General features: G+C 73.3%; 17 protein-coding genes. 5 read left to right on the plus strand and 12 right to left on the minus strand.

All coding sequences use genetic code 11. From position 1 onward, the window contains the following. Positions 1–128 precede the first annotated feature (128 nt). Positions 129–1,118: a sugar ABC transporter substrate-binding protein gene (locus STRAU_RS21270; RefSeq protein WP_016642439.1), complete on the minus strand. Its 990-nt coding sequence runs from the start codon at positions 1,116–1,118 to the stop codon at positions 129–131. Positions 1,119–1,269: 151 nt separating this feature from the next. Further along, entirely contained in the window at positions 1,270–2,019 is a 750-nt protein-coding gene (locus STRAU_RS21275; RefSeq protein WP_037660918.1) for a GntR family transcriptional regulator, read from the minus strand. Between the two features lie 140 nt (positions 2,020–2,159). On the opposite strand from STRAU_RS21275, the gene STRAU_RS21280 reads away from it, so the two are divergent. Next, positions 2,160–3,191, plus strand: a complete 1,032-nt coding sequence (locus STRAU_RS21280) for a Gfo/Idh/MocA family protein (protein ID WP_016642441.1) — start codon at positions 2,160–2,162, stop codon at positions 3,189–3,191. A gap of 80 nt (positions 3,192–3,271) precedes the next feature. Here STRAU_RS21280 and STRAU_RS21285 read toward each other — a convergent pair whose 3' ends face one another. The 6 genes from STRAU_RS21285 to STRAU_RS21310 all read right to left on the minus strand — a co-directional run bounded on the left by STRAU_RS21285 (position 3,272) and on the right by STRAU_RS21310 (position 9,561). Next, on the minus strand, positions 3,272–3,736 hold the full coding sequence (locus STRAU_RS21285) for a PaaI family thioesterase (RefSeq protein ID WP_016642442.1): 465 nt from the start codon (positions 3,734–3,736) through the stop codon (positions 3,272–3,274). A gap of 10 nt (positions 3,737–3,746) precedes the next feature. Next, on the minus strand, positions 3,747–4,934 hold the full coding sequence (locus tag STRAU_RS21290; protein ID WP_016642443.1) for a cytochrome P450 family protein: 1,188 nt from the start codon (positions 4,932–4,934) through the stop codon (positions 3,747–3,749). A gap of 136 nt (positions 4,935–5,070) precedes the next feature. Then, positions 5,071–5,739: a response regulator gene (locus tag STRAU_RS21295; RefSeq protein ID WP_016642444.1), complete on the minus strand. Its 669-nt coding sequence runs from the start codon at positions 5,737–5,739 to the stop codon at positions 5,071–5,073. Positions 5,740–5,789: 50 nt separating this feature from the next. Beyond that, on the minus strand, positions 5,790–6,995 hold the full coding sequence (locus STRAU_RS21300; protein WP_016642445.1) for a hypothetical protein: 1,206 nt from the start codon (positions 6,993–6,995) through the stop codon (positions 5,790–5,792). Next, the gene (locus STRAU_RS21305; RefSeq protein ID WP_203227444.1) at positions 6,992–8,128 is read right to left on the minus strand and encodes a hypothetical protein; all 1,137 of its coding nucleotides are present in this window, start codon (positions 8,126–8,128) and stop codon (positions 6,992–6,994) included. The genes STRAU_RS21300 and STRAU_RS21305 overlap by 4 nt, the downstream gene beginning before the upstream one ends. Before the next feature lie 191 nt (positions 8,129–8,319). Next, positions 8,320–9,561, minus strand: coding sequence for a sensor histidine kinase (locus STRAU_RS21310; protein ID WP_016642447.1), 1,242 nt, complete (start codon positions 9,559–9,561; stop codon positions 8,320–8,322). Between the two features lie 214 nt (positions 9,562–9,775). Here STRAU_RS21310 and STRAU_RS21315 point away from each other — a divergent pair, with 214 nt between their 5' ends. After that, positions 9,776–9,982 (plus strand): hypothetical protein, encoded by a 207-nt coding sequence (locus tag STRAU_RS21315; protein WP_016642448.1) that lies wholly within the window; start codon positions 9,776–9,778, stop codon positions 9,980–9,982. A 24-nt stretch (positions 9,983–10,006) separates the two neighbouring features. On the opposite strand, the gene STRAU_RS21320 is transcribed toward STRAU_RS21315, so the two are convergent. Further along, the gene (locus tag STRAU_RS21320) at positions 10,007–10,447 is read right to left on the minus strand and encodes a guanyl-specific ribonuclease (RefSeq protein ID WP_016642449.1); all 441 of its coding nucleotides are present in this window, start codon (positions 10,445–10,447) and stop codon (positions 10,007–10,009) included. Between the two features lie 237 nt (positions 10,448–10,684). Here STRAU_RS21320 and STRAU_RS21325 point away from each other — a divergent pair, with 237 nt between their 5' ends. After that, complete coding sequence (locus STRAU_RS21325) at positions 10,685–11,425, plus strand: SDR family oxidoreductase (RefSeq protein WP_016642450.1); 741 nt, start codon at positions 10,685–10,687, stop codon at positions 11,423–11,425. A gap of 91 nt (positions 11,426–11,516) precedes the next feature. On the opposite strand, the gene alc is transcribed toward STRAU_RS21325, so the two are convergent. Together alc and allB are read right to left on the minus strand one after the other, a co-directional pair. Beyond that, positions 11,517–12,638 (minus strand): allantoicase, encoded by a 1,122-nt coding sequence (alc, locus tag STRAU_RS21330; RefSeq protein WP_016642452.1) that lies wholly within the window; start codon positions 12,636–12,638, stop codon positions 11,517–11,519. A 5-nt stretch (positions 12,639–12,643) separates the two neighbouring features. After that, positions 12,644–13,981 (minus strand): allantoinase AllB, encoded by a 1,338-nt coding sequence (allB, locus tag STRAU_RS21335; RefSeq protein ID WP_016642451.1) that lies wholly within the window; start codon positions 13,979–13,981, stop codon positions 12,644–12,646. Positions 13,982–14,335: 354 nt separating this feature from the next. On the opposite strand from allB, the gene STRAU_RS21340 reads away from it, so the two are divergent. Then, entirely contained in the window at positions 14,336–15,145 is an 810-nt protein-coding gene (locus STRAU_RS21340; RefSeq protein ID WP_016642453.1) for an IclR family transcriptional regulator, read from the plus strand. Between the two features lie 56 nt (positions 15,146–15,201). Here STRAU_RS21340 and STRAU_RS21345 read toward each other — a convergent pair whose 3' ends face one another. Beyond that, complete coding sequence (locus STRAU_RS21345; RefSeq protein WP_259299951.1) at positions 15,202–15,705, minus strand: universal stress protein; 504 nt, start codon at positions 15,703–15,705, stop codon at positions 15,202–15,204. 134 nt (positions 15,706–15,839) lie between these two features. On the opposite strand from STRAU_RS21345, the gene STRAU_RS21350 reads away from it, so the two are divergent. Continuing rightward, positions 15,840–16,225: GntR family transcriptional regulator (locus STRAU_RS21350; protein ID WP_158692107.1), on the plus strand; the 386-nt coding region annotated here is incomplete at its 3' end.

Genomic DNA, 16,225 nt, shown 5'->3' on the forward strand with positions numbered 1-16,225 from the left:
TTGCAGTGTTTGCAGTGCGTTTCGCAGTGCTCGCGGCCCAGCCGCGACCTGCCGTGCTTCTCGGTGCGGCCGGGTCCGCTGCCCGGACCCGGCCGCCCAAGTATCGGTCACGCGGATCACCCGTGTGGTCATCGGGTACCGCGCGCGGTGTACTTCTCCAGCTTCGGCACGTCCTTCCTGGTGACCACGGCGGGGCCGGTCAGGACCGGTTTGCCGCCGCCGAGGACGTTCGCGTTGGTCCGGTACAGCCACAGCTCGTCGATCGCGAGGTAGCCCTGGAGATAGGGCTGCTGGTCGACGGCGAAGCCGACCTCGTCCGCCTTGAGCCGCTTGACCACCTCGGCGTTCAGGTCGAAGGTGTCGATCTCGGCCTCGCTGCCCGCGTCCTCCTTGGCCTTCACGGAGACCGCGGCGATCGGCGCGCCCAGGGTGACGACCGCGTCGATGCCCTTGGTCGCCTGCAGCTTCGCGCTGATGGACGACTGGGCGCCGGGCGCGTTGGTGCCGTCGACGTTCAGGTTCTCCACCGCCCCGCCGAAGGTCTTCTTCACGCCCGCACAGCGCTGCTCCAGCGAGACGTTGCCCTGTTCGTGGATGACACACAGTGCCTTCTTCTTGCCGCGCCCGGTCAGCTCGTCGCCGACGGCCTCGCCCGCCACGGACTCGTCCTGCCCGATGTGGCTCAGCGCGCCGAAGCGGGCGGAGAACTCAGCCCCCGAGTTGATCGTGACGACCGGGATGCCGGCCGCCCGCGCCTTGCCGAGCACGCTCTTCATCGCCTCCGGCTTGGCGAGCGTCACCACGATCCCGTCGACCTTCTTGTCGATCGCGGTCTGGACGAGCTCCGCCTGGCCCTTGCCCTCCTTGTCGTTGGAGTACAGGAACTCGACGTTGTCCTTCTTCGCCGCCTCCTTGGCGCCGTTCTGGACGATGTCCCAGAAGGTGTCGCCCTCGCCGGAGTGCGTCACCATCGCGATCTTCAGGCGCGGGGTGTCCACGGCCTTGCCGCCGCCACCGCTCCCGCCGTCGCTCTCGTCGTCCTTGCCACCTGAGCTGCTGCAGCCTGCCGCGAGCGCGACGACCGCGATGAGGGCTGCTGCCGTGCGGGCTGTGCGCATGGTGGGTCCACCTCTTCTCCCGGCCGCCCCGTGCGGCTGGTGGGAGTTTTAGCGGTGCGCCCCGGCAGCGTCAATGACTTTGTCAGAACATTCTTACGGCTGCGGGGACAGTCCCGGCCGCAGGAGGCTTGCTACGGCCGTACGAGGCTTCCTACGGCCGCACGAGAAGCTGGAACTCGAAGGAGTACCGCGAGGCCCGGTAGATGTGCGAGCCGAACTCGACCGCGCGGCCGGTGTCGTCGAAGGTCGTGCGCTGCATCGTGAGCAGCGGCGCGCCCTCGGACTCGGCGAGCAGCCCGGCCTCGTCGGCCCCGGCGGCGCGGGCGCCGACGGACTGCCGGGCGCTGTGCAGGGTGATGCCCGCGGCGCGCATCAGGCGGTAGAGCCCGGTGGCCTCCAGGCGCTCGGTGTCCAGCGGGAGCAGTCCGGCCGGGATGTGGTTGCGCAGGTGCGCCATGGGCTCGCCGTGCGCGAGGCGCAGCCGCTCCACCAGGTGTACGTCGCTGCCCTCGGGGACTCCGAGGGCGGCCGCGGTCTCGGCGCTCGCGGGCTCGACGACGTTGCGCAGGACGCGGGTCTCGGGGCGCTGTCCGGCCGCCTCCAGGTCGTCGTAGAGGCTGCTGAGCTCCAGCGGGCGCTTGACCTGGCTGTGCACGACCTGGGTGCCGACGCCGCGGCGGCGCACGAGGAGGCCCTTGTCGACGAGGGACTGGATGGCCTGGCGGACGGTGGGCCGGGACAGGCCGAGGCGGCCTGCCAGCTCGATCTCGTTGCCGAGGAGGCTGCCGGGGGTCAGGGCGCCGCGCTCGATCGCCGCCTCCAGTTGCTGCGCGAGCTGGAAGTACAGCGGGACCGGGCTGCTGCGGTCGACGCCGAGATGCAGGGCCACGGTGGGGTCCACGGCCGGTTTCGCGGCTTTTGCTGCTGCTGGTTCGGTCACGGGGTGAGCGTAGTCCGGGGAGATGATGACGGGAAGTTCGGAAGTTCTGTTGTCAGGACAAACCATTGACAGGAACGCGGGCGGCTGGCGAGGGTGGGCCCATGCGCATCGGACTGATCGGAACGGGACGTATCGGCACCTTCCACTCGGCGGCCCTGGTCCGCCGTCCGGAGGTGGAGTCACTCGTCGTCGCGGACGTGGACGCCGTTCGGGCGGCGGACCTCGCGGCCCGGGTGGGAGCGGAGGCGGCGCCTTCGGTGGACGCGCTGTTCGCGGCGGCGGACTCCCCCGGGACGCCGGGCTCCGGGGTGGACGCCCTGGTGATCACGGCGGCGACGTCGGCGCACGCGGAGCTGATCGGCAGGGCGGCGCGGGCGGGCCTTCCCGTGTTCTGCGAGAAGCCCATCGCGCTCGACCTGCCGGGCACTCTGGCCGCGCTCGCCGAGGTCGAGGCGGCGGGCACGGTGCTGCAGCTCGGCTTCCAGCGGCGCTTCGACGCCGGGTACGCGGCGGCGCGCGAGTCCGTGCGCGCGGGACGGCTCGGGCGGCTGCACACGGTGCGGGCCATGACGTCGGACCCGGCGCCGCCGCCCGCCGCCTATCTGCCGCTCTCCGGCGGCCTGTACCGCGACTGCCTGGTGCACGACTTCGACATACTGCGCTGGGTGACGGGCCGTGAGGTGGTGGAGGTGTACGCGACGGGGTCCGACGCCGGACCCGCGATGTTCCGCGAGGCGGGTGACGTCGACACGGCCGCGGTGCTGCTCACCCTCGACGACGGGACGCTGGCCACGGCGACGGCGACGCGCTGCAACGGCGCGGGCTACGACGTACGCATGGAACTCGCGGGCGAGGACGACCAGTTGGCTGTCGGCGTGACCGACCGCACCCCGCTGACCTCCGCCGAGCCGGACGGCCCGGCCGCCCCCGACAAGCCGTGGCCGGGCTTCCTGGAGCGCTTCGCGCCCGCGTACGAAGCGGAGCTCGCCGCGTTCGTGGACGTCGTGCGCGGCGAGCGGGACAACCCCTGCGACGGCCGCGAGGCGCTGCACGCGCTGCGGATCGCGGAGGCGTGCGAGCGGTCGCGGGCCGAGCGGCGGCCGGTGCGGATGGCGGAGATCGACGGGGGCTGAGCGTCCCCTCGGGCGGCGGGGCGGGCGGGCGGCGGACGGCTCAGGTCGACGCCGCGCGGCTCGGGTCGACGCGGCGCGGCTCAGGTCGTCGCCGTGCGGACCGTGCCCTGGGCCATCGCGCACAGCGACTCGGCGCCGTCGTCGGCCACCGCGAACACGTCGCAGCGGACGACGGCCTGACGGCGGGTCGCGTGCGCGACCGTCGCGCGGGCCACCAGCCTGACGCCGGTCGCGGGGCGTACGTACTGGATGGAGAACCCCGACGTCAGGACCGCGGGGCCGAGCGCGGTGCCGGCGGCGAACGTGATGCCGTTGTCCGCCGCGTACGCCAGCACGCCGCCGTGCACGAAGCCGTTCTGCTGGAGGAGTTCGCCGCGCACGGGGATCTCCAGCGTGGCCGCGCCGTCCCCGAAGGCGGTGACCTCGGCGCCCACGAGGAGGCTGAAGGGCTGGGCGGCGAGGGTCTTGTGGGCAAGAGCGAGGTCGAGTGCCCCGGCGGGGCCGGGTCCTTGCTCCGTGCCGTGTCCTTGGTCGTGTTCCGTCATAGGGCGACTTCTACCACCGCACGCCCAGGTGACGCATGCCCCGCATCAGCATCCCCGGCTGCCACTTTGGCGGGGCGCCGTCCAGGGCCAGGCGCGGGCAGCGCTCCAGGAGCGAGCCGAGCGCGACCTTCCCCTCCAGGCGGGCGAGCGGGGCGCCCAGGCAGAAGTGGATGCCGTGCCCGAAGGCCACATGTCCCTGCGGGGCGCGGTGGATGTCGAAGTCGTCGGGGGCGGGGAAGCGGTCCGGGTCGCGGTCGGCCGCGGCGAGGCCGACGATGACGGCGGAGCCCGCCGGTATCACCGTGCCGCCGATCTCGACGGGCTCGGCGGCGAAGCGGTACGTCGCGTTCTCCACTGGCCCCTCGTGTCGCAGGGTCTCCTCGACGGCGCCGTCCAGGAGGCTCATGTCGGCGCGCAGCTCGGCGAGTTGACCGGGGTGGGTGAGCAGGGCGTGCACCGCGTTGGAGATGAGGCCGACCGTCGTCTCATGGCCCGCGATCAGCAGCAGGAAGGCCATCGCGCGCAGCTCGCGCGCCGAGAGCCGGTCGCCGTCCTCCGCCGTCGTGCGGATCAGGGCGCCGAGCAGGTCGTCGCCCGGGGCGGCGGCGCGCTTGGTCTCGATCAACTCGTCGAGATAGGCGGTGATGTCCGCCAGGGCCGACTGCCACACCTCGGTGGTGGGCGGGGCGACGGCCGCGTTCGACATCGCGCGGAACGCCGCGCGGTCCATGTCGGGAACCCCGAGGAGTTCGCAGATGACCGTGATGGGCAGCGGGAAGGCGAGGGCCTCGACGAGGTCGGCGCGGTCGCCCGCGGCGAGCATCTCGTCCAGGAGGCCGTCGGTGATCTGCTGGATCCGGGGGCGCAGCGCCTCGACACGACGGGCGGTGAACTCGCGGGCGATGAGCTTGCGCAGGCGGGTGTGCTGGGGCGGGTCCGCCATCAGCAGGTGGGTGCCGATCAGCTCCTCGTCGGGGAACCGGACGCCCACCGCCGAGGCGGACTTGACCAGGCGGGGGTCGGCGAGGGCCGCCCTCGCCTCTTCGTACCCGACGATCAGGTGGACGTCCCCGTCGTCGTCGGGCGGTGGGAAGCGGACGCGGTGGACCGGGCCCAGGGCGCGGAGGTCCGCGTAGACGGCGTGGGGGTCGGTGGTGAAGCGGGGTCCGTACGCAGCGAGGTCGACGCTCTCCGCCATGCCCCTCCCCCTCCGGTTGCCGTATCCACTCGTCATCCGCTCAACGCGCGGCCGGGCGGGCCGAGTTCCCGGGTTCGCGGCCGGACCGCGCCGCGTACGGCCGGAACCTGCTCACCCCCCTACGGCCGGAACCGGCTCACCCCTCGTTCAGCAGGCCCGCGTCGTGGACCAGGAGGGCGATCTGGACGCGGTTGTTGAGGTCGAGCTTGGTGAGGACGCGCGAGACGTGTGCCTTCACGGTGGCCACGCTCAGGTACAGCTCCGCGGCGATGTCCGCGTTGGACGCGCCCCGGCCCACGGCCACGGCGACCTCCCGCTCCCGCTCCCCCAGCGCGTCGAGCCGCCCGAGCGCCCGCCGCCTCCGGTCGAGTTCGGGGCCGCCCCCGGCCACCTGGGAGATCAACTGCTGCGTCACGGTGGGCGAGAGCACCGGCTCGCCGGCGGCCACCGCCCGCACCGCCGACACGATCTCGGCCGGCGCGGTGTCCTTGAGGACGAACCCGGCGGCCCCGGCCCGCAGCGCGCGCAGCACCTGCTCGTCGGCGTGGAAGGTGGTGAGGACGACGACCTCGGGTGCGTCGGGCCGCTTGCGCAGTTCCTCGGTGGCGGCGAGCCCGTCCATCGTCGGCATCCGGATGTCCATCAGGACGACGTCGGGCCGGACCTCGCCGACGAGCGCGGCGACCTCGCTGCCGTCCCCCGCCTCTCCCACGATCTCGATGTCCTCGGCGCCGCCGAGCATGAAGGAGAGCCCGGCGCGGACCAGCGGGTCGTCGTCGACGAGCAGCAGCCTGATGGGTTTCATGCGCCTACCGTAACGAGCCGTGGACCCCGCGCCCGCACGGCCGGGCCCGGTCACGACGGCAGCACGAGGCGCAGCGGCCCGCACCCGATGCGCTCCGCCTCCAGGGCGACGTACCGCGGCAGCAGCCTGCGGACGTCCGCGGCCCGGCGGCCGTCGTCCGCCCGGACCAGGAAGGTGACCTCACCGGTCTGGCAGGAAGCCTGGTACAGCCCCATGTCCTCGCGCAGGAAGCCGCGCCCGCGCACCTCGTCCTTGGTGTCCCCGACGGCCTTGACCTCCTTGCCTCCGTCGAACGACAGGCCCTTGTAGAGCACCGCGAGCCGCGGGTCCTCGACCGTCATCAGGCGCAGTGACGGGTGGCCGAAGAGGACGTCCCGGTCGCAGGTGCGGACGGGGGCGTCGTCGCCCTTGGTGACCAGCGGCCGGTCGTAGCGGCCGCCGACCCCCTTCCCCGGCAGGCCGAGGCCCTTGATGCCGCAGATGGCGTCCCGCTTCTCGTCGAGGAACCGCGCGGGCGCGGCGAGCCGGTCCGTCGGGTCGCCGATGGCGCTGTCGCAGCCCTGGTCGGCCATGTAGGCGTTGACGAGCTTGACGACGGCGCGCGCGAGCCGGGCGCGTTCGTCGGTGTCGACGGCATCGTCGTACGTCGTCCAGCCCGCCTCCATGTCGATGACGAGGGGGCCGTCGTCCTCGCTGGGACGGCCGATGCAGCCCTCCGGTATCGCGAGCCACGCGCGCGTGTCCGACGCCATGCCGAGCAGTCCGCCGCCGAGCGGTGCCATCCGCGCGGACAGGTACTCGTCGGCCCACTTGTCGCCCGCGCCGCCGAACCGGTCGTCGAGCCGGTGCAGTTGCGCGCGCACGCGCATGCCGCGCGGCGACTTCAGTTCGCACAGGCCGGACGGGCCCTCCGAAGAGATGCGGTCGAAGCTGACGCCCACTTCGGAGGACTCGATGTCCCGCTTGCCGTGGAAGACGTCCGCGACGTCGTCCTCGTCGAGCGCGCCCCAGCACGCCCGTTCCTCGTGGAAGGGCCCGGCCTCGGCCTGCCAGGCCACGACGGTCCCGCCGAGCAGCACGCCCGCGACGGCCGCGGCGACGACGGGCGTCCAACGCTGGCGGGCGAGGCGGCGGAGGCGGCGCCAGTGCCACCAGGGGGGCGGGGCGGCGGCGATGGCGGCGGCGAGCACGCCGAGGGGCTTCTCCCTCGTGTCCCCCGTGTCCCCCGTGTCCCCCTTCTTGTCTACGTCACTCATCGACGGCTCCCCTCCTCGTCGGCGGCCGGCGCGACCGGTGCGCAGCCCAGGCGCCGCGCCACCGCGTTGGTGAACGTGGCGAAGTATTCGGACGTGGCCCCGGTCGGCGTGCCGAGCATCAGGAAGGACGTGGGCCGTCCGGCGCAGCCGGCCTGCACGAACCGATGGTCGGAGGCGAAGGTTCCGGTGCCCCGCCAGCCCTTCCCGGGCGCCTTGGTGCCCGCGGCGCCGTCGAGGAGCGCCGCGATCCGGGGCTCACGCACCATCACGGCGTCGAAGAGGTGCTGGTCCTCGCGCTCGCCGAGCCGCAGGGAGCGGCCGATCTCCGCGGAGCAGGACTGCAGGTCGTCGGTGACCGGGCCGACCTGGTAGTTCAGGCGCATCGCGGTCTCCTTGTCGAGGTCGGCCTCGACGTCGAGGCCGGGGATGCGGCAGACGGGCCCCCTGGGGAAGCTCTCCGCGCGCTCGGGCAGCGTCGGCACCGGCCCGCTGACGCGCAGCGGCTTCCCGCCGTCGCAACCGGCGGCCTCCATCCCCTTGTTGGCGGCGGCCACCAGGAGTTCGGCGACGGCCTGGGAGCCGCCGAGCTGGGGGCTGTCGGGCAGCGGGTCGTCCGGGTCCGGCGCCTCCTTCGCGTCGAGGGTGACGGCGGTCGGCCGCCCGTCGCGGGTGTCGCACCGCTTCGGCAGCACGAGGAGCCCGCGCGTGCCGTCGGCGACGCCGGGCAGCCCGTCGGGCAGGGGCATCGCGCGGCCGCTGAGGTAACCGCCGAGCCAGGTGACGCGGTCGGCGGCGGGCTCGGGCGCGGGACCGTATTTCACCGTGACGGTGGTGTCCTGCCGGCGCTTGTCGCCGTCGCTGTACGTGTGGCTGGAGGCGACCGTGAGACGGCACTCGCCGCGCGCGTCGCGGGACGTCGGCGGGGTCCCCGTGGACGCCCGGCCGCGGCCGTCGTCGCCCTCGAAGCCGTCATCGCCGAGGATGCCGGGCCCGCTGTCCTCCTCCCAGGCACCCCAGCAGTAGCGGTCGCGACCGTCGAAGGGCCAGGTGTCCGTGGCCCAGGTGCCGAGCCCGCCCGCGAGCAGCGCGCCCACGAGGCCGACGGCCGCTCCCCCTCGCCGTGTCCTGATCAACCGCCTTGCCCGTACCAGCCGTTGGGCCCCGGTACTGCCCGGTATGTCCGCCGGGCCATCCGGTATGTCCCCCGGCGCACCGCCGGACGCGCCCACTGGGCTCTCCCCCGTCACGATCTCCGCCTCTCTGTGTGTGGCGGCCGATCGTACATAAGGTGTGCGTAAGCGAAGTCACCAGGCTGCCTTGGAGGTCACGCCCACGGCAGCCATGCCTCGACCGCGAAGCTGCCGCCGGGTCCGCCGCCGTGGCTGAGCCGGCCGCCCGCGAGGGAGGCGCGTTCGGTGAGCCCGATGAGGCCCTGCCCGGAACCGGGCACCTTCGGTACGTCACCGGGGGGCGCGGGGTTGCGGACGGACAGCGTCAGGCCCTCGCCGCGCACGCCCGTGACGGTGACGGTGACCTCGGCTCCGGGCGCGTGCTTGCGGGCGTTGGTCAGGCCCTCCTGGGCGATGCGGTACGCGGTGCGGCCGATCGCGGCGGGCACCGATTCCGGGTCGGACACGCGCAGGTCGAGGACCACTTTCATGCCGGCTTCGCGGGACTCGGCGACGAGGGTGTCGAGGGCCGCGAGGGTGGGCTGCGGCCGCCCCGAGGCGTCCGCGTCGCCGCCCCGCAGCACCCCGATGACCTGCCGCAGGTCCTGCAGCGCCTCGTGCGCGCTCTCCCGGATCACCCCGGCCGCGCGGGCGATCTCCTCGCGGGGCGCGTCGGGCCGGAACTCGAGGGCGCCCGCGTGCACGCTGAGCAGCGTGAGCCGGTGGGCGAGGACGTCGTGCATCTCGCGGGCGATGGCGTCGCGGGCGAGCTGCTGGGCCTTCTCGGCGCGCAGCGCGGCCTCGTTCTCGGCGCGCCGGGCGCGGTCCCGCAGGGCCAGCAGGAGCTGGCGCCGGGAGCGCACGAACATGCCCCAGGCGAGCGCGGTGGCGGTGAACAGCGCGGTCAGCACGACCGAGACCACGTAGGGCAGGTCCGGGTCGGGGCGCCACATGTAGAAGGGGATCATCAGCGCCACGGCCACGCCGCCGAACCACGCGGAGTACTTCCACGGGCGGTGCACGGCGAGCGTGAAGTAGGCGATGAGCGCGGCGCCGCCCGCCGTGTTCGACGCCAGGCTGGCGAGGAGCATCGCCGCGGCGAACCCCACCGGCCAGCGCCTGCGCAGCCACACACCGGCGCAGGCGAGCGCGCCGAGCAGGTGGTCGAGCGCGGCCCAGCCCTCGGTGACGGCGGGATTGCGCGTCACCTCGTCGCTGATGATCAGCCCGAGGAAGACGGCGACCAGGAAGCAGGCGAAGTCGACGAGCCAGTCGCGCACGGTCCGCTTGTGCCGGCCGGTCCTGCCGGTGGCCCGGTCCGGGTCCAGCTCGGCGGCGACGGCCGACGGCAGGAACCACTGCCTGAGGGCCACCGAGTCCGCCCCGGTCCCGTCCACTGCCGCGTCCGCGGGCTCCGTACGCCTCTTCACAATCGACAAATCTACGCACCGCGGGGCCCGCTGCCCGCTCCCCGACCGTGATCATCGACGAAAGTCGGGGCTCGGCAGACTTTGGGTGATCCGGGCGCACGACGGGCAGCGCCTTGCGGCGGACAGGGCCTCGCCCCGTGGCCGATGTGCGTGGGCGGTCCACGGGGCGAGGCTCGTGTGCATGAAACAGCTTCTCGAGTTTCTCGGTCTGGTCCTGCTGCTCCAGGGTGTGGCGGGCCTGGTGCACGAGCTCACCGGCTGGATGCGCGGCTGGGGCGTGGTGCAGCATCTGCCCTTCGCCGACGGTTACGAGCTCTACCTGAGCATCGCGCTCGTCGTCCTGGCCTTCGCCCTGTTCGCCGCGGCGGAGAGCCGCAAGTTGAGCTGAGCTCGGGCCCGTTGGGCGCCTGCCTCAGCAGCCGTGGTCGACGCGGTCGAACGACCGGTAGTGGTCAGCGGTGTAGTAGTCCTCCTGCTGGGCGTCACCGGTGACGATGCGGCGGGCGCCGCGGTCCGGGGAGCCGGGCGTCTTGACGGTGTACTCGTGGTAGTAGCCGTTGTTCTGCTTCGGCAGGATGCCTTCCCGGTTCTGGAAGACGGTGCCGTCCTGCGGGTACGGGTAGGGGCCGCCCTGCTTGATCAGGTCGAGCGTGTCGTGCGCCTGGGACGGCAGGGCCGAGTGGCAGATCTCGCCGACGGCGGCGGCCGAGAAGGCGGCCGGGGCGGGGGCAGCGACCGAGTGGGGGGCCGTGGCCTTCTGGGGAGCCGCGTTCGCGGCGCCGGTGACGGAGCCGCCGACGAGCAGGGCGGCGGCGAGGGCAGTGACGCTGATGATCCGTGGGGGGATTCGCATGGCCCCAGGATGACGCGCGTAGAGGTTGCCGTGTCAACGTCAAGTGCGCTGAATTTTCCGGAAGTTAACCACCTCCCCCCGGACTCCTCACGTCACGCCCGCCCCTTCGCTGCGCCCTCGCGGTCCGGAAGTCCTCGCGGGCTCGACGTCCGTTTGCCGCCAGCCGCCGGCCGCGCCCGCGGCTTTGATTGAACTCGCAAGCAGTTATGTGAGGTCTGAACGGATAGAGGTACGGACATGGCTACTCTGACCGGCAAGACGGCCCTGGTGACCGGCGGCAGCCGCGGCATCGGCGCGGCGACCGCCCTGCGGCTCGCCCAGGAGGGCGCCGATGTGGCGTTCACCTACGTCCACGGCGAGGACACCGCCCGTGAGGTCGTCGCCAAGATCGAGTCGATGGGGCGGCGCGGGTACGCGATCCGGGCCGACGCGGGCGACGCGGGGGACGCCGCGGGCGCCGTGGAGCGCGCCGCCGACGACCTCGGCGGCCTGGACATCCTCGTGAACAACGCCGGCGTCGGCGTGCTCGGCCCCGTCGGCGACCTCGCCCTCGCCGACATCGACCGGGTGCTCGACGTGAACGTGCGCGGCGTGTTCCTCGCGTCGCAGGCCGCGGCCGGGCGGATGCGGCGGGGCGGGCGCATCGTGTCCATCGGGTCCTGCATGGTCCAGCGGGTGCCCGGGGCGGGCGGCACGTTGTACGCCACCAGCAAGGCCGCGCTCATCGGGCTCACCAAGGCGCTCGCCCGCGAGCTCGGCGAGCGGGGCATCACCGTGAACCTGGTCCACCCCGGGCCCATCGACACCGACATGAACCCCGCGGACGGGCCCTACGCCGAGGCGCAGGCCGCCGGGACGGCGCTCGGCCGCTATGGCTCCGCCGGGGAGGTGGCTTCCGTGGTGGCTTACCTCACCGGGGAGGAGGCCGCCTATGTGACGGGGGCGGAGTTCTCTGTGGACGGGGGGCATGCGGCGTAGGGCCCGCGGCTGCGAAGCCCCCAACCCCGCCCCTTCCCGTAACCATTTCGGGAAGGGGCGGGATTGGGGAGCCCCCGGCAGGGACCGGACCTCAGCCCCCCAGCTCCCGATACCGCGCCGTCAACCCCTCCGCCCCCGAGGCGGTAAGCGCCCCGTACAGCCGCAGCCGCGAAATCCCCCCGTCGGGGAAGATGTCGACGCGCGCGTGCGTACCGACGGCCGCCGCGGCGAGGACGAAGCGGTGGTTGGTGTCGGGCTGGAGCCGGGTGCGCGGAAGGACCTCGACCCACGCGCCGGACTCGCCGTCCCGGACGGACACGGAGGCCCACCCGGCGGAGTTCCCCTTGAGGTAGGCGGTGTCGATCTCCAGGGCGCGGATCTCGGACTGCGCGGCGAGCCGGTAGCGGATCCAGTCGTGACCCTGGTCGCGGCGCCGCCGCGTCTCCCACCCGTCGTCCATCTTCCGGGACCGCCCGGGCTGAATGGTGTTGGTGGCGGGCGAGTAGAACCGGTCGGAGGCGTCCTCGACCTGACCGCCGTTCTCCAGGGCGACGACGTCGAAGGTGCCGAGGGCGGCGAGCCAGGCGGGATCGGCGACGACCTCGCCGTACACGCGCAGGCGGGCGATCCCGCCGTCGGGGTGCTGGTTGACGCGCAGATGCGTGAACCGCTGCGGCACGTCCACGGCGAAGCCGTTCGCGGCGTGCCCGCCGACGGCCGTACGCGGCACGAGAGTTGTCCACTTCACGCCGTCCGCGAGGAGCTCCTCGGGCGTCGGCGAGCCCTCGACGTTGGCGCCCTCGACGGACACGGCCTGCGGATAGTTGCCGCGGAAGTGCGCGGTGTCGACGACGATGCCGTGGATGACGCCGGGCGCGCCGAGCCGGACGAGCGCCCAGTCGTGGTCGTCCTCGGTGGGCCAGGGCTGCTCGGCGGAGACGCCGCGCCGCCGCCGGGTCTCCCAGCCGTCCATGATCTTGCCCTTGTGGCCGAAGTGCTCGGGGTCGAACTCGGCGTCGTTCGGCAGCAGCAGGTTCTCGCGCATCGCGAAGAACTCGTCGTTGGCGGCGATGACACCGGCCCCGAGCTGACGGTCCGCCAGGTCGGCGTACTGGGTGAAGGGGAAGTCGGCGGTGCGGTAGTCGGCGTAGGGCTCGCCGCCGCCGTAGGGGTTCGCGTCGCCGGTGAAGCGGGGTATCGGTGTCGCCGTCACGGTGATCAGTTCTTCCTTTCCAGAAGTCGGCCCGCCGGCGCGGTGAACTCGCCGTCGGACACGATGCGTTGGCCGCGCAGCCAGGTGGACTTCACAACGCCGCTGAGGGTCTTGCCCGCGTAGGCGGTGACGCGGTTGCGGTGCTGGAGCCGCGCGGGGTCCACGGTGAAGGTCTCGTCGGGCGCGAGGACCGCGAAGTCGGCGTCGCGGCCCGCCTCGATGGCGCCCTTCCGGGCCAGGCCGACCAGCTCCGCCGTGCGCGTCGACATCCAGCGCACGACGTCCTCGAGGCCGTGCCCGCGCTCCCGGGCCGCCGTCCACACGGCGGGCAGGCTGAGCTGGAGCCCGGAGATGCCGCCCCACGCGGTGGCGAAGTCGGCCGTCTTGAGGTCGATGGTGGACGGCGAGTGGTCGGTCACGACGCAGTCGATGGTGCCGTCGGCGAGCGCCTGCCACAGCAGGTCCTGGTTGGCGGCCTCGCGGATCGGCGGGCAGCACTTGAACTCGCTGGCGCCGTCGGGGACTTCCTCGGCGGTGAGGGTGAGGTAGTGCGGGCACGTCTCGACGGTGAGGCGGACGCCCTCGCGCCTGGCGGCGGCGATCAGCGGCAGCGCGTCGGAGGACGACAGGTGCAGGATGTGGATCCGGGCGCCGATGCGCTTCGCGACGGCGATGAGCCCCTCGATCGCGGTGTCCTCGCTGACGCGCGGGCGCGAGTGCAGGAAGTCCGTGTAGCGCGGGCCGCCCTTGGCGGGGGCCGCGGCCAGCTCGTGCGGGTCCTCGGCGTGCACGATGAGCAGGCCGCCGAACCCGGCGATCTCCCCCATGGACACCGCCAGTTGATCCTGGGTCAGCTCCGGGAACTCGTCCACGCCCGAGGGCGAGAGGAAGCACTTGAAGCCGAAGACGCCTGCGTCGTGCAGGGGCCGCAGGTCCTTGACGTTGCCGGGCAGCGCGCCGCCCCAGAAGCCGACGTCGATGTGCGCCTTGGACGCGGCGACTTCCCGCTTCGTACGGAGGTTCGCCACCGTCGTGGTCGGCGGCAGGGAGTTGAGCGGCATGTCGACGAGGGTCGTGATGCCGCCGGCAGCCGCGGCGCGCGTCGCCGTCCAGAAGCCCTCCCACTCGGTGCGGCCCGGGTCGTTGACGTGCACGTGGGTGTCGACGAGACCGGGCAGCAGCACGTCGTCGCCGAAGTCCTCGACGCGGGCGCGCGTCGGCACGGCGGCGTCGTACGCGCGCACCGCCGCGATCGTGCCGTCCGAGACGACGACGGACGCGGCGCGCGTCCCCTCCGGGGTGATGACGCGCGTCGAGCGCAGCACCAGTTCCTCGCCGGACACCGCGGCCCCTCTCTGTTCGCCTGTCGGCCCGCCGGTCCCTCGACCGGGCGGCCTCTTCGCCTCCACCGGCCCTCCGGCCAGCGGAATTCAACGTTCTGTTGAAGAAGTCTTCGCCTCGGACCCTGATCCGTCAAGGGTCTATACGTTTCCACAAAGTGGAATTAGAATTCCGCACACCAGAACGTAGCTACGTACAACGCGGACCGTCAAGGAGGCGCCGGAGCCCGCGCGGAAGACCGGACAAACACCCACTGACCGGCACTGACGTGACGGCGGCACCGGGGCTGTCCGGGAAAGTGCCCGGTAGGCTGCTGCCTTGCCTGCCATCCTGTAAGGCCCTGAAAGGAACGCGCCGTGCCGACGTCAAGCGCCAGCACCACCGACGCCGCGAAGTCCTCCGCGACCCCCGCGAGTGGAGGCGTCCAGTCCCTTGAGCGCGCCTTCGACCTGCTCGAGCGGATGGCGGACGCGGGCGGCGAGGTCGGCCTGAGCGAGCTGTCCGCCAGCAGCGGGCTGCCGCTGCCGACCATCCACCGGCTGATGCGCACCCTCGTCGCCTGCGGGTACGTACGCCAGCAGCCCAACCGCCGGTACGCGCTCGGCCCCCGCCTGATCCGCCTCGGCGAGTCCGCCTCGCGGCTGCTCGGCACGTGGGCGCGGCCCTATCTCGCCCGCCTCGTCGAGGAGACCGGCGAGACCGCGAACATGGCGCTGCTCGACGGCGACGAGATCGTGTACGTGGCCCAGGTGCCGTCCAAGCACTCGATGCGGATGTTCACCGAGGTGGGGCGGCGGGTCCTGCCGCACTCCACCGGCGTCGGCAAGGCGCTGCTCGCGCACACGCCCGCCGAGGAGGTGCGGGCGCTGCTCGCCCGTACCGGCATGCCCGCCGCCACGGAGAAGACCATCACCACGGCCGACGGGTTCCTCGACGCGCTCGAGGAGGTCCGGCGTGCGGGGTACGCCGTCGACGACAACGAGCAGGAAATCGGCGTCCGCTGTCTTGCCGTGTCCGTGCCGGACTCGCCCACCGCGGCGGCCATCTCCATCTCCGGGCCCGCGGGGCGGGTCACGGAGGCCGCCACGGAGAAGATCGTGCCTGTTCTGCAGCAGGTCGCCGCGGAGCTCTCCGAGGCGCTGGCGGCGTCCGCCCCGTCGGCGTAGGGGCCACCGCCACGGGGGCTGGAAATAGCCCGTCCGGCGCTTGAGGACGAGGCCGTTCAGGCCGATAGCGCCGCCACCGAAACCCGCCGCAAGGCACGCCGCATCGCCCGCGGCGCCCCGGGTGAGCGGACCACCAGAACCGCCCCCACCGCGTGGGCGTCGACATACCGCCGCACCCGCCCCCGCCACCGCCGCCCACCCCGCGCCCCCACCACCAACACATCCCCCGGCCGGCAGGCCACCCCGCACAGCACCCGCCCGGCGGGCCCCCGCACCACCCGCCGCTCGACCTCCACCCCCACCGGCACACCCCCGAACACCGCGCCGAACGCCGCGTCGAGCCGCCCCCAGGCGTCCCGCTCCCAGTGCCGGGCCCACTCCGGATCGGGCCGCCGCAGGTAGAGCGCCTCCCCCTCGGGCGGCTCCCAGGCCAGCACCACCACGAGCCGCCGCCCGTCCCGCCGCGCCACCCGCGCCCCGGCCCGCAGCGCCGCGAGACCCGCCCCCGAGCCATCGGCCCCGCCGACCCCGACCACCACACGCCCGTCCATGCCGTCCATCGCTTCCTCCGTCCCCATTGGCGCCGACCACTCATCGGACCGGACCCAGGCCAAAACGGCCCGCAAGACCGTCGGCACGACCGAGTCTGTACGCTGATTGGCCTGGACAGCAGGGCCAATACGCAGGAGTTGGCATGGCAGACGTACGAGTGGTCCACTCCGTGGACAGGCGGCTCGGGGGCAGCCGGCTCGCCGAGCTGGTGACCGCGGCGGCGGCCGGGGAGCGGCCGGGGTACCGGGCGCTGGCGCAGGCGATCCGGGCGCTGCTGCTCGACGGCCGCGTCCCGCTGCACACCCGGCTGCCGGCGGAGCGCGAGCTGGCGTCGGCACTCGGTGTCAGCCGGGCCACGGTCACGGCGGCGTACGACCTGCTGCGCGACAGCGGATTCGCGGCCAGCCGCCGGGGCGCGAGCACCTGGACGGAGCTGCCGGAGGGGCGGCACCCGGCGAACGTGGCGGCGTTCCCGCCGGGCCCGGTGGGCGGGGCGGGCGGCGACGGCACGCTGGACCTCGCGGTGGC

Source organism: Streptomyces aurantiacus JA 4570, from assembly GCF_000414115.1.
GTDB lineage: Bacteria > Actinomycetota > Actinomycetes > Streptomycetales > Streptomycetaceae > Streptomyces > Streptomyces aurantiacus_A.

Coding starts and splice junctions, on each gene's coding strand:
- STRAU_RS21295 (WP_016642444.1), bottom strand. CDS start 5,739: ATGAAACCCATCAGGCTGCTGCTCGTCGACGACGACCCGCTGGTCCGC.
- STRAU_RS21320 (WP_016642449.1), bottom strand. CDS start 10,447: ATGCGAATCCCCCCACGGATCATCAGCGTCACTGCCCTCGCCGCCGCC.
- STRAU_RS21280 (WP_016642441.1), top strand. CDS start 2,160: ATGCGCATCGGACTGATCGGAACGGGACGTATCGGCACCTTCCACTCG.
- STRAU_RS21345 (WP_259299951.1), bottom strand. CDS start 15,705: ATGGACGGCATGGACGGGCGTGTGGTGGTCGGGGTCGGCGGGGCCGAT.
- STRAU_RS21315 (WP_016642448.1), top strand. CDS start 9,776: ATGAAACAGCTTCTCGAGTTTCTCGGTCTGGTCCTGCTGCTCCAGGGT.
- STRAU_RS21285 (WP_016642442.1), bottom strand. CDS start 3,736: ATGACGGAACACGACCAAGGACACGGCACGGAGCAAGGACCCGGCCCC.
- STRAU_RS21325 (WP_016642450.1), top strand. CDS start 10,685: ATGGCTACTCTGACCGGCAAGACGGCCCTGGTGACCGGCGGCAGCCGC.
- STRAU_RS21270 (WP_016642439.1), bottom strand. CDS start 1,118: ATGCGCACAGCCCGCACGGCAGCAGCCCTCATCGCGGTCGTCGCGCTC.
- STRAU_RS21290 (WP_016642443.1), bottom strand. CDS start 4,934: ATGGCGGAGAGCGTCGACCTCGCTGCGTACGGACCCCGCTTCACCACC.
- STRAU_RS21300 (WP_016642445.1), bottom strand. CDS start 6,995: ATGAGTGACGTAGACAAGAAGGGGGACACGGGGGACACGGGGGACACG.